Origin of the sequence: Aquimarina rubra, from assembly GCF_042684305.1 — a bacterium.
GTDB classification, from domain to species: domain Bacteria; phylum Bacteroidota; class Bacteroidia; order Flavobacteriales; family Flavobacteriaceae; genus Aquimarina; species Aquimarina rubra.
The window spans coordinates 327,684-344,278 of the sequence record NZ_JBHULE010000002.1 but is presented as its reverse complement, the minus strand read 5'-3'; the positions used below and the strand labels follow the sequence as shown (position 1 = coordinate 344,278).

General features: G+C 33.2%; 13 protein-coding genes. 1 reads left to right on the top strand and 12 read right to left on the bottom strand.

Going from position 1 to position 16,595, the window contains the following annotated elements; genetic code table 11:
• The first annotated feature begins 6 nt into the window (after positions 1 to 6).
• Positions 7 to 1,470, top strand: coding sequence for a magnesium chelatase (locus ACFSR1_RS01945; protein ID WP_378289090.1), 1,464 nt, complete (start codon positions 7 to 9; stop codon positions 1,468 to 1,470).
• A gap of 106 nt (positions 1,471 to 1,576) precedes the next feature.
• Here ACFSR1_RS01945 and ACFSR1_RS01940 read toward each other — a convergent pair whose 3' ends face one another.
• The 12 genes from ACFSR1_RS01940 to ACFSR1_RS01885 form a co-directional block, all read right to left on the bottom strand.
• Positions 1,577 to 2,398, bottom strand: a complete 822-nt coding sequence (locus ACFSR1_RS01940; RefSeq protein ID WP_378289088.1) for a DUF1853 family protein — start codon at positions 2,396 to 2,398, stop codon at positions 1,577 to 1,579.
• Between the two features lie 6 nt (positions 2,399 to 2,404).
• A complete protein-coding gene (locus ACFSR1_RS01935) occupies positions 2,405 to 4,465 on the bottom strand; it encodes a response regulator (protein WP_378289086.1) in 2,061 nt (686 codons plus the stop codon).
• Between the two features lie 3 nt (positions 4,466 to 4,468).
• Positions 4,469 to 6,484: a response regulator gene (locus ACFSR1_RS01930; RefSeq protein ID WP_378289084.1), complete on the bottom strand. Its 2,016-nt coding sequence runs from the start codon at positions 6,482 to 6,484 to the stop codon at positions 4,469 to 4,471.
• A gap of 202 nt (positions 6,485 to 6,686) precedes the next feature.
• Positions 6,687 to 7,703 (bottom strand): pirin family protein, encoded by a 1,017-nt coding sequence (locus ACFSR1_RS01925; RefSeq protein ID WP_378289082.1) that lies wholly within the window; start codon positions 7,701 to 7,703, stop codon positions 6,687 to 6,689.
• A gap of 36 nt (positions 7,704 to 7,739) precedes the next feature.
• Positions 7,740 to 9,185, bottom strand: coding sequence for an amidohydrolase family protein (locus ACFSR1_RS01920; protein WP_378289081.1), 1,446 nt, complete (start codon positions 9,183 to 9,185; stop codon positions 7,740 to 7,742).
• Positions 9,160 to 9,618 carry a DUF3291 domain-containing protein gene (locus ACFSR1_RS01915; RefSeq protein ID WP_378289079.1) on the bottom strand — a complete coding sequence of 153 codons (459 nt, stop codon included), beginning with the start codon at positions 9,616 to 9,618 and terminating at the stop codon, positions 9,160 to 9,162. The genes ACFSR1_RS01920 and ACFSR1_RS01915 overlap by 26 nt, the downstream gene beginning before the upstream one ends.
• Positions 9,619 to 9,668: 50 nt before the next feature.
• The gene (locus ACFSR1_RS01910) at positions 9,669 to 10,136 is read right to left on the bottom strand and encodes a nuclear transport factor 2 family protein (protein ID WP_378289077.1); all 468 of its coding nucleotides are present in this window, start codon (positions 10,134 to 10,136) and stop codon (positions 9,669 to 9,671) included.
• 51 nt (positions 10,137 to 10,187) lie between these two features.
• Positions 10,188 to 13,496, bottom strand: coding sequence for an amidohydrolase family protein (locus tag ACFSR1_RS01905; RefSeq protein WP_378289075.1), 3,309 nt, complete (start codon positions 13,494 to 13,496; stop codon positions 10,188 to 10,190).
• Between the two features lie 148 nt (positions 13,497 to 13,644).
• A complete protein-coding gene (locus ACFSR1_RS01900) occupies positions 13,645 to 14,223 on the bottom strand; it encodes a YdeI/OmpD-associated family protein (RefSeq protein WP_378289073.1) in 579 nt (192 codons plus the stop codon).
• Entirely contained in the window at positions 14,220 to 14,927 is a 708-nt protein-coding gene (locus ACFSR1_RS01895; protein WP_378289071.1) for a DUF2490 domain-containing protein, read from the bottom strand. The genes ACFSR1_RS01900 and ACFSR1_RS01895 overlap by 4 nt, the downstream gene beginning before the upstream one ends.
• 2 nt (positions 14,928 to 14,929) lie before the next feature.
• On the bottom strand, positions 14,930 to 15,514 hold the full coding sequence (locus ACFSR1_RS01890) for a hypothetical protein (RefSeq protein WP_378289069.1): 585 nt from the start codon (positions 15,512 to 15,514) through the stop codon (positions 14,930 to 14,932).
• Positions 15,515 to 15,681: 167 nt separating this feature from the next.
• A complete protein-coding gene (locus tag ACFSR1_RS01885; protein ID WP_378289067.1) occupies positions 15,682 to 16,551 on the bottom strand; it encodes a hypothetical protein in 870 nt (289 codons plus the stop codon).
• Between the last annotated feature and the right edge of the window lie 44 nt (positions 16,552 to 16,595).

Sequence of the window (16,595 nt, the reverse complement as noted above, 5' to 3'; positions counted from 1 at the left end):
AGAAATATGGATACTAAAAACATTACGACATTCGGACAATTAAAAAAATCAGGATATAAAAGTAAAAGTATAAAAGATGAACTTAGAGATAACTTAAGAACCAAAATCAGTAATAACGAAGATACTTTTACTGGAATTCATGGATATGAAAACACTGTAATTCCTGAACTGGAGCGAGCAATTTTATCCAGACATAATATCAATCTTTTGGGATTAAGAGGCCAGGCAAAAACACGTTTAGCCAGGCAAATGATCAATTTGTTAGATGAATGGATTCCGATTGTGGAAGGATCAGAGATTAATGATGATCCTTATCGTCCTATATCTAGATATGCGACAAATTTAATTAAAGAAAAAGGTGATGAAACCCCAATTTCCTGGATTCATAGAAATGATCGTTTTGCGGAGAAATTAGCGACGCCGGATGTTACTGTAGCCGATATTATCGGAGATGTGGATCCGATAAAAGCGGCAAATCTAAAATTGAGTTATGCTGATGACAGGGTAATTCATTTTGGGATGATTCCAAGAGCCAATCGCTGTATTTTTGTGATTAATGAATTACCGGATTTACAGGCGCGTATTCAGGTAGCATTATTTAATATTTTGCAAGAAGGTGATATCCAGATAAGAGGGTTTAAACTTCGGTTGCCATTGGATATGCAGTTTGTATTTACTGCTAATCCAGAGGATTATACAAATCGAGGTAGTATCGTTACACCTCTTAAGGATAGGATAGGTTCTCAGATCCTTACGCATTATCCAGAAACTATCGAAATTGCCAAAACCATTACACAGCAAGAGGCACAATTAGATTCTAGACAAAGTAATCTGGTTCACGTACCTGACTTGGCAAAAGATTTATTAGAACAAATTAGTTTTCAGGCTAGAGAAAGCGAGTTCATTGATTCTAAGAGTGGTGTAAGTGCAAGATTGAGCATCACTGCTTATGAAAACCTGTTAAGTACTGCAGAATATAGAGCATTGAAATCCGGAGATGAGAATACTCTATTAAGGTTAAGTGATTTTATGGGAGTAATTCCTGCAATTACTGGTAAGGTAGAATTGGTTTATGAAGGAGAACAAGAAGGTGCAGCTTCTGTTGCACAAACTCTGATTTCTGATTCGATAAAAACATTGTTTCCTGACTATTTTCCTAAAATCGAAAGATTGGAAAAAGAAAGCGAAAGAAGTCCGTATCAGGAATTGGTTGATTGGTTTTTTGAAGAAAGTGGTTTTGAACTTTTGGATGAAATTTCAGAAGCAGAGTATAAAAAGAAGTTAGATGCTATAGAACCTTTACAGAAACTTATTAAACAGTATCACGAAGATCTGAATAAAAACGACAGTTATTTTATGAAAGAATTCTTGCTATGGGGATTGGTGGAGCATAAAAAATTAAGTAAATATCGATTGTCTGAGGGATTTAGATTTAAAGATTTATATGGTAGTTATATTAGTGATTTATAGTAGATACAGTTGATTGTTAATGGTTTTTGTTGATTGGCAGGTTATATGGTAATAACCCTCAGGGTTACATTACATTTCTATAAGCTAACAACTATTAACTTAAAAATCACCACCATACAACAAAGCACTTAGAAAAAGAATCTTCATTACTTTTTATCCAAAGTAATGGGGATTTTTTATTAGAAAGTTGTTTGTTTAACTCTTCTGAAACATGGTCAAAGGTATGCCAGGTAGTATTATATTTAGGATGTACCATCCAATTTTTTTTCTCGGGAATGTGGTATACATTCGATCCGTATTTTTCTGATTTGAATTCCTCTGCTCGTATCCAAAACCCTACAATGCAACCATTATTTATGTGAGGTAATTGTTTATTTTGATATGATAATGGAATAAACAAGTTTCCGAAGAAACATACTTTCTGTATAATAGAATTAGTAGAAATATCAAACTCTTGTAAACGAGCGATAGTTTCAGGTTGGTGGAGTAGTGGCAACTGTTTTTCTTTTAATTTGGTTACTTTCTCTAACAGGCTGTCTTTTCTGTTTGGACCAATCCATCGTTCTAGTGATGCGTCGCTTATATTAGGATCATAGAGGTAAAACTTATAAATCAATTCTATATGTAATACCTGTTTTTGAAGCAAATCTTTTACTAAAAAATCTATTTCTCCAATAGTGATTTTATTTTGAAAAATCTGAAGGTTTTTTAGAAGCGTTTGGTAATCTTTACTGCTATTGAGGAAATAATCAAAAAACTGTTCAATCCTTTTTCCGAGCACTTCATTCTCTGGAATCTTGATCGCTATCTCAGTATTAATAATTTCATGGTTATGCTGAAAATCAAACTGTGGTAAATCAAAAAGCGAAGAATCTTTCCAGAGCAATTTACTGTTCAAAAAACCTGCATATTGATGATTGACAGACATGGGTATTTATTGATTTCCGAAGATGGAAAAATATTTATCTAAGATGGGTCTTAGGATTTTTCGATCAACAGGCTTAGCCAAAAAGTCATCACAACCAGCTGCCAAAGCCTTTTCAATGTCTTCTTCTGTAGAATAAGCTGTTTGTGCTACTACCGGGAGATTAGGTCTCAGCTTTTTAATTCGTTTGGTAGCATCATATCCATCCATTATAGGCATTTTAATATCCATCAAAACTAAATCTATTTTTTCATTCTCATGACAAATCTCTACAGCCTCTTTACCGTTTTTAGCACGATAAATAACAAACTCGAAGTCAGCCATTTTGCTTAAGACCGTCTTTAGAAATAAAAAATTTATTTCCCCATCTTCTGCAATAAGCACGATATGTTTCTTCGGTTTCGTTGTTTCTTGATCATCAGTAGACAGTTCTGCGTTTTTTTGCATTTGGGTATATGGAATTTCTAATAAAAAGGCACTACCTTCACTTTCTTTACTCACAAAGGAAATTTTTCCTCCAATTAAATCTGTGTATTGTTTAGCAATTGCCAAACCTAAACCAAGACCTCCAAAATTTTTAGAAATTTCTTTTTCTGATTGAGAGAAGCTTTTAAAAATAATATCCTGATCTTTTTGTTTAATTCCAATTCCTGTATCCTTAATAGATATGTGGATGAAATCTCCCACAATATAAGAAAAGATTGTTATCGAACCGGCATTAGTGAATTTTATACCATTATGAACTAGATTACTTAGAATTTTATATAGCTTTGATCTATCTGTAAGTATTGTATTTTCTTCTTCCGGAATATCATTTTTCAAGTGGATAGCGAGATTTTTGTCTTTTGCTTTACGCTCATACTCTGATACTAATTCTAAGAGAAGTTCACCTATATTCGTTTCGGTAAATCGTACTTTACTTTGCTTGGTTTCTAAAACAGAAATCTCTAAAATATCATTTACTGAAGTTATCAAATCTTTACCACTATCAATGATAATCTCTGTATATTCTTTTCTTTCTTCGGGGGTTAAAGAATCTGATTTGAGTAATTCAGAAAATCCCATAATTCCGTTCATCGGAGTTCTAATTTCGTGAGATATATTCTGAATGAAATTGGTTTTAATTCTATTGCTTTCTTCTGCGTTATCTTTTGCAATTTGAAGTTCTTTTGTCTTCTGGTTGATCTTAAATTTTAAATAAAAATGAATAAAAATAATACTAGCCAAAGCAGCAAAAAAGATAATAGATGATATGATCCAGAATTTGGCTTTTTTATAAAAAGGTTTGACGGTTTTGAATAACCAATTGTTTAGAATTTCCTGCTTTTCACTGTTGGAAATATTGCGAGTCGCCTTAGAGAAAATAGTATTTAATGTTTTATTCTCTTTACGAACAGCGATACTCGGAATATAATTATAGTTAATTTCTGTAATAACCTTTAAATCCGTGAGTCCTTCAGATTTGATTAAATAATTTACCAAAGCTTTTCCTCCTACAAAAGCATCAGATTCCCCTGATTGCACACTTCGCAAACAGCTAATATCGTCGGGATAATTTTTAATATTCAAATCAGGATAGTTTTTCTTCAGATAATCATCTATAGAATACCCTTCTGGAGCAGAAACCGTCTGATTTTTGAAGTCTTTTAAATCTATTGATGAGTCATATTCTTTTCTAACGACCAGTACAAAAGGTGTTTCAAAAAACTCTGTATAGAAATTCAGATACTTTTGTCTTTCTTTAGTTTCTTGCATTTCTAAGATAATGTCAATCTTTTTATTTTTGGTATCCTCTAATAATTGTGTCCAACTCGTATAGTATTGTTTTTGGAATCTATAATTAATTTTATTTTCTATTAAATTCAAATGATCTACTAAAATTCCATCAATGCTATCATTTTTGTTTAAAAATTGATAAGGAGGATAGTACGGGTATACAGCAACATGAATTGAATCCTGTTCCTGAAGCCATTTTTTTTCGGCCTCGTTTAGAATGGTATCATCCGAACAAGATGTGATGCTTATGAATAGGCATAGGAAAAGAAAAGTATATGTGATTTGGTTTTGCATATATTATTTAAGGTTGGTGCGCTTATTTCTATTTTTAAAAATAGGAAAATATTTATTCAGCATAGGTTTAAGAACTTTTCGATCCACAGGTTTAGATACAAAATCATCACAGCCTGCATCCAGAGCTTTCTGCACATCTTCCTCAATGGAATATGCTGTTTGTGCAATAACGGGTAAATCGGGTCTCATTTTTTTAATATATGAAGTAGCATCATAACCGTTCATTACCGGCATTTTAATATCCATCAAAACCAGATCGATATTTTGGTTTTCCTGACAAATCGTTACGGCTTCCTGACCATTTTTTGCTCTGTAGATAGTGAAATCATAATCGTTCATCTTTGTAAGAATCGTTTTTAAAAACAAGAAATTTGTCTCTCCATCCTCAGCAATTAATATGATATGTTTTTCTTTTTTTGAAAGGTTTTTATCAATCTCTTCATTATTATTTTTTTCATTTTTCGAAACCGGATTATACGGTACTTGTAATGTAAACGTAGTTCCTTTATTTTCTTCACTAACCAGTGTTATTTGTCCTCCTATAAAGTCTGCATTTTTTTTCGCAATAGTCAATCCTAATCCGATACCGTCATATCCTCCGATGGTATTTTCAGCAGTAGATGTTAAATTATTCTTTATTTTGGTTTGATTTTTTTCGCTAATACCAACACCAGTATCCTTTACAGAAATTAATAAAAAATCCTCTTTTATCTTATAGGAAATGGTAATAGAACCATCACTTGTGTATTTGACCGCATTATCCACAAAAACGTTTAAAATTTTGTTCAGCTTTGGGCGGTCCATCAAAACTATATTTTGAGAATTTGTTAAGTTACTCTCAATATAGAAGTTTATGTTTTTTTCTTCCGCCTTAACTTCATAATAGGCTACTAGAGATTTAAACACATTCCTAAGATTAATTTCTACTAATCGAAGTGTGAATCTTTTGGTTTGTAATTGAGATATCTCCAGAATATTGTCAATAATCGATAATAGTTCTTTGCTATTTCCGATAATCATTTGGGTATATTTTTGTCTTTCTTCAGGACTTAGATCTTCTTCGTTTAGATATTCAGACAGCCCAATAATCCCATTCATTGGAGTTCGGATTTCCTGCGGAATATTATTGATAAAATTTGTTTTTAAACGGTTACTTTCCTCAGCTATATCTCTAGCAATGATGAGTTCCTCTTTTTTCTGTTGTATCTTATATTTTAAATATGAATTAAAAAATGCTCCCAGAACAAATGCTAATAAAGAGACCAATGAAACTATGATCCAGAACCTTGAGGTTTGATAAAAAGGAACCACATTTTGGTACAGCCAATTATCTAAAGTAGATTCTCTTTCTTCTTTCGTAATACTTGCAAGAGCCTTAGAAATAATTCCATCGAGAATGACATTACTATTATTGATAGCAATACCAGGTTCGTAATTCAAATTAGTACCCGAACTTATTTTCAGATTGTTTAATTTTTTAGATCTTATATAATGATTGGCTACAGCTCTGGGTCCTATATAAGCATCATATTCGCCAGCATTTAAGGTTGTTAAGCAGTCTAGTTCATTTCTAAGGGTCACGATATTTAAATCAGGGTATTTATCATTCAAGATTTCGCTGATTCCGTAATTTTTTGGAAGTACTAATGTTTTATCAAATAAGCTTTCTATATTACTTCCGAAGGTTGTGTTTTTTCGTGTAACAATAACATGTTGAGATTCAAAAAGAGGAGGATAAAATTTTAAGTAAGCCTTTCTATTTTGTGTTTTTTGAATTTCAAGAATTAGATTGACTTTGTTTTCTTTTACATCTTCAATTAGTTTTGGCCAATCTCTATATTGTTTTCTTTTGAATTTGTGATTTATTTTTCGTTCTATAATTTCAAGATATTCTATAAAAACACCATCAGCTTCACCTTGTTCATTGATGAATTGATAGGGCGGATAATAAGGATATATAGCAACAGTAATACTATCATTTTGTTGAAGCCATTCTTTTTCTAAATCACTTAATTTCAAGGTTTTTGAGCAGGATAATGCTATAGAAAGTAGGAGAAAGAAAGGGAGTGAACATAGTAGCTTTTTTACCATATAAGTATATTATTTAAACACCTACCTTTATTAGTCCCATAAATAAAGATAGTGTTTTAATAGTAGTTTTGAAAGGAGAAAGTTTCAAAACTTATTGATAGGATGGTGTAAAATACTGTTTATTAAAGATTTAAATATCTTTAGAAATTTCAGTGCCATCTGGATATAGAGCAAAACGTCCTTTGTGCTTTTCATGAACGTGATCATAACTAGGCCAAGGCCATCCACCGAATTCTGTTTTCTGATATTCCATAATGGCTTCTCTTATTTCTTGTTGATTATTCATCACAAATGGTCCTTGTTTAGCAACGGGTTCACCTATTGGTTTTCCTTGCAGAAGTAAAAAATGAGACTCAGTATCACCGTTTGTAATGGTTAATTCTTTATGACCATGTGTAATGATTCGGTGATTTACCGGAATTGTATATCCTTCACTTTCGATTTCATTTCCTTTAAAAAAATAAATGGAACGATCAATTCCTTCAGAAGAATTTGGAAATGTATATTCAGAATTTGGAGCCATTTTTATTGTCCAGATATTAATTTCATTTTCCGGATTGGCCGCCCAGGAATCAGGAGCCGGATCGACAGCAGTTTTTCCTTCTAAATCACCAGTAATTATGGTTATTTCTATGAGTTTTCCTTTATTATCTTTTACAATCGCTTTTGGTATATCTTCATTCCAAAGCATTTTAAAATGTGGTGCTACCATTTTCTTATCTCTGGGAAGGTTCAACCAAATCTGAAATAATAAAAACGGATTTTCTTCTTCTGAGTTTAAAAGCGGAAACATTTCTGAATGTTGTACACCTTTTCCGGCTGTCATCCACTGCACATCACCATTGCCAAAACGACCTGCTGCTCCTAATGAATCCGAATGATCTACTAAACCTTTTTGTACAATGGTAACCGTTTCAAAACCGCGATGTGGATGCGCAGGAAAACCGGGCACAGTAGTACCGTGATACATTCTCCATCCGTCTTTTGGAGTAAAATCTTGCCCCATATTTCTTCCTGCCAGTAAAGCATCGGGACCTAATTTCTCATTTCCTTTAGGGTACTGATCTTCGTGATATGCACAAAACAAGAAAGGATCGCTGGTTTCCCATATAAAATCTAGCGGTTTAATTTTTATAATGGCTTTCATAATTTGGCGTTTAGAATTTAATAAATCTGTAGAACATCAGTTTTTGAAAGTAAAGCATTCAGAGCAGTTATATTGTTTTGTAATTTCTTGAGGGTCATAAATTTCATTTCCTTTGATAACTCTATAAATATCACGTGTATATTTAATATTTTGTAATGGATTACTATTTAGAATAACAAGATCTGATACTTTTCCGATTTCAATTGTACCTGTGATTTTATCTTTTTTAAGATATTTAGACCCATTATATGCTGAGGTTTGTAAAGCTTTTAATGGAGATAATCCTGCGTTAACCATTGCTTCTAATTCGTTATGTAACGAAATTCCTGAGTAAGTATATGAATTATAAGCACCACTATCGGATCCAGCCAAGAGCTTAACATCGGCATCTTGTAGAGATTTAGTGAGCCTTATAAAAAAAGTATTGAGGTTTTTTCTTGATTTTTTAGCTTCATCAGATGCTGTGAGTGCCCGTTTGATACGTCCATCATAGGTTTTAATAATTCCTTTTCCAATAATTTTTAGATAAGGGTCGTTGCTATGATCTACTTCATCAAGATAACTTAATATGTTACCAATATGCAAAGTAGGTACAACGTAGGTATTATTATTTTTTAATAATTGAAAGGTTTTTTGGGCAGTTGAATCACTATAGGTGGAAATCAAGCCATCCATGGCATTCCAAAAAGTAAGTTCTTTATTTATAATCGCTTGTGTAATCTCTTTTTCATTATCAGAGCAACCTTTTAGTATATAATACAAATGTTCTATAGCTCCAATTCCTGAGTCTACTGCTTCGTTTAGCTCAACAGTAAAAGGCATGTGGCCAGAGGATATCATTCCTCTTTCTGTTGCCTGTTTTAAAACTTCTAAGTAGTTTTCTCTAGAAATTCTACTGTCATATATTTTTACAAAATCAGAAGGTATTCTTTCTAAAGAGTCCAGAGCTTTTATAATATCTTCAGAAGATTCTACAACTAAAGAGCCAGCCCAAGTTGCATTTGCTCCGTCTAGTTTAGGACCAGATGTGTAGATAGTTGGGCCTATAAGACTGTTATTTTCTATTTCTTTCCTCCACCTTAAAATTTCAGAAGTAAGATCTCCTCCTGCATCTCTTACAGTTGTGATTCCGTTAGCAATGAATAGAGGAAGCAAGTTTTTATTTTCCTTAATTAAAGAATCTCCGCCTCTAAGATGAATATGATTATCCCAAAATCCTGGAAGTAAAAATTTGCCTGTACCATCAATTCTATTCTCAGCGATGTAATGATCAACACTATCTATTGTTTCAAGTTTTACGATCGTTCCATCATTGATGTATACTGTTTTTTTCGTCACGTTACCATCTTCAATTCGGATCAGGTTGATATTAGAAATCACAATATCATATCGTTCCTTTTCCTTTTTGGAACAACTTAAAATACTTAAGAATAGAAAAGTGAGTATTAATATGTTATCACTTTTTGTAATTGATCGCATCATCTATTGTGAATTTACTTTTAAATGAAAAAGCGTAGGGAGTTTCACCATGTTCTTGTAAATAATACAAACGTTCCTTGGCTTCTTCTGGAGTAGGTTTATGACCATTTTCTATATACCAGAAGGCCATATGCATTCGAGGCATTTTATGAAACCATTCTTTTTTACGCTTTAGAATTTCTACGTGATCCGATTTGTACGTAAAATTGAATAGCGTATCCATACTTTTCCAAACAGACATGTTGATGATTAAAAAAAGATTATCGAATACCGTAATAGCTGTTGCATTTCCTTCCTCGTCTTTCAGTCTCCATACAAAACCATCGCTTTGCTCAGCTAATTCATTTATACGATCCAGGTTGTTTACAAAATCTTCCATAATAGGATCATTAATGGGAGCTAACATTTCGGCAATATTTACTTGTGCTAATTGCATATTATTTATAATTAAAGTATCCGATTTCATCAATGAATCAATTATTTATTTTACCAATACTCAAAAATTTTAGAGATTTTACCATTTTTAAATTCGAAGAGGGTCATTTCAGAATTTCCTTCTTGTACGACTCCATCTTTTTTCTCTACAAACCTTTTCTCCACAACCATTCCATTAAGACCAATAATCTTGTTGATAATTTTAATATCAATGATGCTACCATTATACCCGCCGTTTTTCTGGTTTCTTACATATCCATTGTATAATTTTTCTCTGGTATAAGTACCTCCGTATTTTGGATGAACATATATAAAATCCTCTGTAAAAAGCTGAAAGATGTTATCAATATCTACTACTTTAGAATTAGCCTGAAAAACCTTTAGATTTAATGAGTAATAATTTGATACAATAGTTTCAAGTGAGTCCTTATGACTTTCATTAATTTCTTGAGCAATCATCATATTACTTGTAATAAGAAATATGCTAAGAGTAGCTAGTATTTTGATGGGTTTGATCATAAATCGATACTTTTAAAATATACATAACCGTTTTTCTAGTTTTATTAGCTTCTAATTATGTCCTAAATGGCATCCACAGCCAGGTTTCATAAAACTTTGAGATGCTTCGTGCCAAGGAAATGCTGTGTTAGATTTAGAATTTTCCCACCAGAATTTAGTTCTTTCTTTAGAAGTATTACCAATTTCATTCATAGTATCAGTATCATATAACCTACCGTTCACCATCGTATACTTTACAGTTTCAGTATTTCGAATATCGTCTAGCGGATTTTTATCAAGGACAATCAAATCTGCTAATTTTCCTTCTTTTAGGGAACCAATATCATTTCCTGCGCCAATATAATGAGCACCATTAATGGTAGCAGCTTGCAATGCTTGCATATTAGTCATACCGCCTTGTTGAAGCATCCATAATTCCCAATGCGCTCCAAGACCTTGTAATTGTCCGTGTGCACCCAGATTAACTTTAACTCCTTCATTGGTTAACTTTGTTGCTGTTTTCGAAACTAAAATATGTCCATTTTCATATTCCTCATCAGGTACCATTGTTCTATGACGAGATCTGGCATCTACAATCGCTCTTGGTGTATATTTTAGGAGTTTTTCATTTTCCCATACGTTATCTTTTTGGTAGAAGAAATATTCTCCATTCATTCCTCCGTAATTTACAATTAAGGTAGGCGTGTATCCGGTTTTACTTGTCTTCCATAATTCGTGTACATCCTTATAAACCGGTGCTACTGGTATATTATGTTCTATACCTGTGTGACCATCCATTATCATCGTCATGTTATGATAAAAAGTAGAACCACCTTCTGGAACCACGTTAATTCCTAACTCGCGAGCTGCTTGCATCACTTGTTGCCTTTGATCTCTTCGAGGTTGGTTATAGCTTTTTACGGACTTTGCTCCAAAGGCTTTTGTTCGTCTGATAGAAGATCTGGCATCTTCCAGGTTGTTTACAACTGCTTTAAAATCGCCATCAGCACCATATAATATAAAACCGGTAGAGTAGAGGCGTGGTCCGACCATTTTTCCGCTTTTAATCAGTTCTGAAATACTAAATACGGTTTCTGTATTAGCTGATGGATCGTGAGCAGTGGTAACGCCAAAAGCCAGATTTGCGTATAACTGCCAATGTTTTTGGGTGGTTAGTCCATATCTAAATGCTCCAACGTGTGCGTGAGCATCTACAATACCAGGCATAATTGTTTTGCCTTTTGTATCAAATACTTTGGCATTATCAGGAACCTGCACTTCATTTGTTTTACCAATTTTTTCAATTGTATTTCCGTTGATAATAATGGTTCCTTCTTCAATAACTTGATCACCTTCCATAGTAATGATACGAGCATTGGTAAAAGCAATTTTTCCAGATGGTGTATCTGTTTTTGTTACTAAATCAATACTGATACCTTTTGATGTAACTTCTCCTACTTTTTCAGGGGAATTAGGTAAGAAAGTGAATCGATCCTTAATCTCATTAGCAAAATATTCATCACCTAAGGTCCAGAATACTTTTTTACTGTCTTTGGACCAATGTAAGTTGATCCCTGCATCTTTGGATAATTGTGATACAGGTACTGATTTGGATTTGTTATCCAGATCGATTGTTTGGCCATTGATTATTAATGGAGCTACATAGGCTTTATGAAGATGTGTAAAGGCTACCCATTTATTATCCGGACTAGGTACGAGTCTGTTAGCATATTTTGACTTTATGTGTGTCTTTTTATCTTTTCCGTTTAGGTTAACTGATTTTAATTCTTTGGTTAAGTTCCCAAAATAGGTGCCTCCTGTTTGATAGAAAATACGTTTTCCATCTTTAGTGAAAGTTGGGTATTCCCCTTGTTTTAAAATTAGTTTTTGATTCGCTCCAGAAGAAGACATAGTATATATTCCGGTTTTTTTATCAAAACTTCTTCCTTGGTCATTATTTCCTCCTTCTTTTCGATAAGTGATTAAATTACCTGAAGGATTGTATACAGGTGTTCTATAGATTCCTTTTTCTACGGTTAATTTGGTAGGAGTTCCACCTGCAGCAGGTATTTTGCAAACCGACCCAAGTGTTTCATCATTCCAGGTCACATATACTATATATTGACCATCCGGAGAGAAGCTTGGTTCGAATTCAAAATCTGATTTCTGTGATGTTAGACGTTGAGGTTTGCCTTTAGGAAGCTTTTTACTCCAAAGATTTCCAAGAGCACTAAACACTATCGTTTTTCCATCTGGGGAAGTAACTGTATGACGAATTACTTTAGCAGCAAATTCTTTGGGTGCTACCGGAGCATCAAAATGTACGGTCTCTGCTATTTTTAAAGTAGCATCTACAGTAAATGGGATGTTGGTAACGCTAGAATTGTCAGTATTAATTTTATGAATCTTTCCTGCAGACCAGAATATAATTTCTTTATTATTAGGCATCCAACTGAAATTAGGATACACACCAAAAATGGCCCAGGCTTCTTGTTGGTCTTTATTTAATTGGTCGTATACAGGCCATTCTTCTCCTGTTTCCAGGTCATGGATATATAAAACAGTTTTGGTTCGCACTCGTTTTACAAAGGCTAGTTTTTTGCCATCTCTAGATACTTGGGGTCTAGCAGCTCCGCCAGGACCTCCAGTTACCGTTGTGGTTTTTCCTGTTTCAAAATTATATCTCTTGATAACATAGATTTGTTTGTTAGGATCCTTATTGTATTGAAAAAATCCTCCTGAATACATATCCTCGCTATAATACATATATCTTCCATCTGGAGAAATATTAGGCTCGTTTACATCTTGTTGATCATTTTTTCTTTTGGTTAGTTGTATTCCTGAACCTCCGGTGATATGATACTGCCACATTTCTCCAGCTCCTAAAGAACGCTGAGAGGTAAAGTGTTTTCTGGCGATTAGATAATTGCTATCAGGCATCCACACGGCATTGTTTAATAGTCTAAAGGTTTCTTTGGTAATTTGTTTGGCATTACTACCATCAGTATTCATTACCCAAATATTGTCTCCGCCACCAGCATCGCTTGTAAAAGAGATTTTAGTTCCATCCGGACTAAAACGTGGTTGTACTTCAAAAGGAATTCCTGAGCGTAAAACTTTTGCTTTTCCACCAGAAATCGGAATACTGTAAATATCTCCCATAAGATCAAAAACGATGGTTTTTCCGTCTGGACTGACATCTAGATTCATCCAGGTTCCTTCATCGGTTGTGAAAGAGTGGTCTTTATAATTAAATGCTCCTGTTGGATTGGAAACATCCCATTTCTCTTCTTTTTTTTCGTCTTTTTTATCTTTTTGTGCTTGAGCATTGAATACTAGAAATACTCCTAGGAATAGGGTAGTGATGATGTGTTTGTGCATGATATTCGATTTATCTAAATCGAAAATAATGAATTCGATAACAAAATGTCTTAAAGTGTTGTTAAGTGAGTCCTTTAATTGGTGGGTAAGTGAGTTTTTTTAAATCTTAAGAATTTCTCGAGACTTTTCCTTATACTGGTTAGTTATATTATCTCCCGTTATCACGGGTTTTTATATTAGCTTTACAAAGTCTGATAATTTCCAAAATTCTTTTATCTCTTGTTTCCTGGCGTTTTGCCTGGTTAAGCCAGTATAAATAGCTCTTTCTATAACCTCTGCTGAAATTTAAATAATTATCATAAGCAGATTGATTTTTATCAAAAGCTTTTTGCAAGTCATCCGGAACTACTCCGTTTTCAACATCATCCAAAGCTGTCCAGGAATTATTCTTTTTTGCTGCTTCAATTACATCTAATCCGCTTTGATGCATTAAACCATTCTGGATAAGATCAATGATATATGTTTTATTCAGTTTACTCCATACACTTTTTGGTTTACGTGGACAGAAATATTGTCTTCTTCGTTCTTCATCCAATCTTTTTACAGTAGAATCTATCCATCCGTAACAAAGCGCTACTTTAACTGCTTCTTCCCAACGCATGCTGGGTTGTTTGCTTTCAACTTTATAAAAAATCAAATAAACACCATCACTAGATAAGTGGTTTTCATGAAGCCAATGACGCCATTCTTTATCGTTTTTGAAATATAACTCTGGTTTAATTTTCATTTTTTAATAGGTTTTATCCAATCAATTGCATAATAGTAATTGATACTTAGCCAAAGTCGATTTTTGGTTTCAGATTCGAAGAATTGACTGATACGATAATCTGGTCCTATTTCAATTTTACTTTTCGGGTTAAGTTCGTATCCGATAAATGGGATGATCCTTATTTCTAAATCTGTATTAGTGTTTTGGTAGGCTCCTAAGTATTCATTGTTGACTTTGAGATAAAATTCTCCCGGATCTACTCGGTAGCCGTTAAATGGTACTTCTATGGTAAAACGATACCGAAGCCTAAATTCTGGCGATTCTTTTCTGCTAAAAGTTTGATCTGTAACAAAACGATGAGCCACTCTTATAGACTCTAATTGGCGAGCTATGGAATACTGAAATATAGACCGATGAACAAGTTTGTCTTCTTCAAATCGTAATAAATATCCTATATTAAAGACTTTGTCTGATGATATTTTATAAGATAAGATCGTTGTAAGATCAGTTAGTAAGTAATCATAAGAGAAATTTTGATTGGGTTGATGTTCCCACAATTGTTGACGAGACTCAAGACTATTAATTAATTTGATATTATTGGATAATTTATTTGATACGACAATTTTAGGTAATAACCCTGAGGTGAATGATGTTTGTGCTACTAACTGATAGCAAATCATACAGCAAAAGCATGCCAATATAAATCTTCTTTCTTTATTCATTTTTAATAAATAAGATTATCCGTATTAGCACTTACAATTTTCAAAATTTGTAATAGGACACCTTTCTTATTGTATAACAATTCGTAATTGGTGTACTGTTTATCTTTTTTTCCTCTTACAATAAATTCATAATTCAGATCGTAACTTTGGGGTGTGGTTTTTTGATTAATCAAGGATATAAGAGCAGATCGAGAACCAACCCATTGCTTTTGTATTTTTTTAATTTTTGATTTAACAAAAACACTATCCAGAGAACTTTTAATTTGTTTTCTTAAGCTTTCCGGAATAGAAGCGAATGAAACTTTTTGTTCAACATCTTGTGGCTTTCCATTCGTATCAAACTCGATACTGTATTTTATGTTTTTGTAACAGGTTTTTGCTTCAATACTCTTGCCATTCTGACTCTCCTCAGCATACCATTTGATTTTTTTGTCAAAAGGTCCTTGATTCATAAAGTCCAAAGCTAATGTTGGGACATCAGAACTTTTAATTCGGAACTCTCTTTCGAGTTTATTTTGAGAATATCCTGATATACTAAAGCATATCGAAAAACAAAATATCCATATAATTGAATTACTGTAAAACATGTGCTTTGACCTTATTTTTATTGATATGTTACTAAAATAATAAGAATCTATTCTTTGGAGGAGTCAACAGTTATAAATCTTGTTTAAATCTGAAATATATAATATAAATAAACCCATAACATTATCAATAATGTTATGGGTTATATAATTTTGTGTAATATAATCTTCTAGAAGAATCTAGTATAGGCTCTAAAAGAACCACTGTTAGTTGGTCTTGTTCTTCTTACTTCTCTTTCTGTATAATCAGAAGTGTAGTAATATGCATACCAGATTCCATTGGTGAAGTCAACCTGATATTGCAATTGCCAAGAATAACTATTAAATGGCCATATACCACTGCTTTTCCAAGCATAGAACTGAACTCTAGTCAATCCGCATACTACATTGGTCCAAGTGTACACATCGTCACGTTCTCTCCATGATCCTCCATAGTAAGAATTACGAGTATTAGAATACCATAATCCATTATCACAGAATCTAATGTCTGTAGGAGTCGATACTACTGGTGTTCCACCGCAATATGAATTTCTAAACCCTGTAGAACCTACATCATAACAAGCTTTTTGAATCCCAGTATCCGTATAATTTGGATCTAAAATTTCTAGAGGAGCTAAGGATTTATTGATCTGTCTTCCTGAGTTCGCCAATGCTGATTGTTCTGCAGTTTTTGCAATACGTTCAGGTACCGGAAGCTTGGTGTTAGTTAAAGAAACAAAGATATCAAAAGGTGTTAATTCTTCCCCTAAACTGCTATCTTCATTACTTTTTTCTGCAATACCGTATAGTTTCTCGATAACAACCATATCGTCATTTTCTCCGACAGCAATAAAACGATATTCATGACCATCTTTTTGAATTTTTGCTATCTCTAGAGAAGTTTCGCTAACTTCTGTCGGATAGACTGCGTCCTCGGTTGGTGTTTCGTTTACCTTTTGAAGTGTTTCATCTTGTAATTCTTCTTCTTTGTTATCACACGATACCAACGCAATTCCAATGGTAAAGACAACGGCAAGCGTTTTAAAAATTGATTTTTTCATAATTAAAGGTTTTAAAAGTATGTATTTTGTTTACTTAGGTGTTC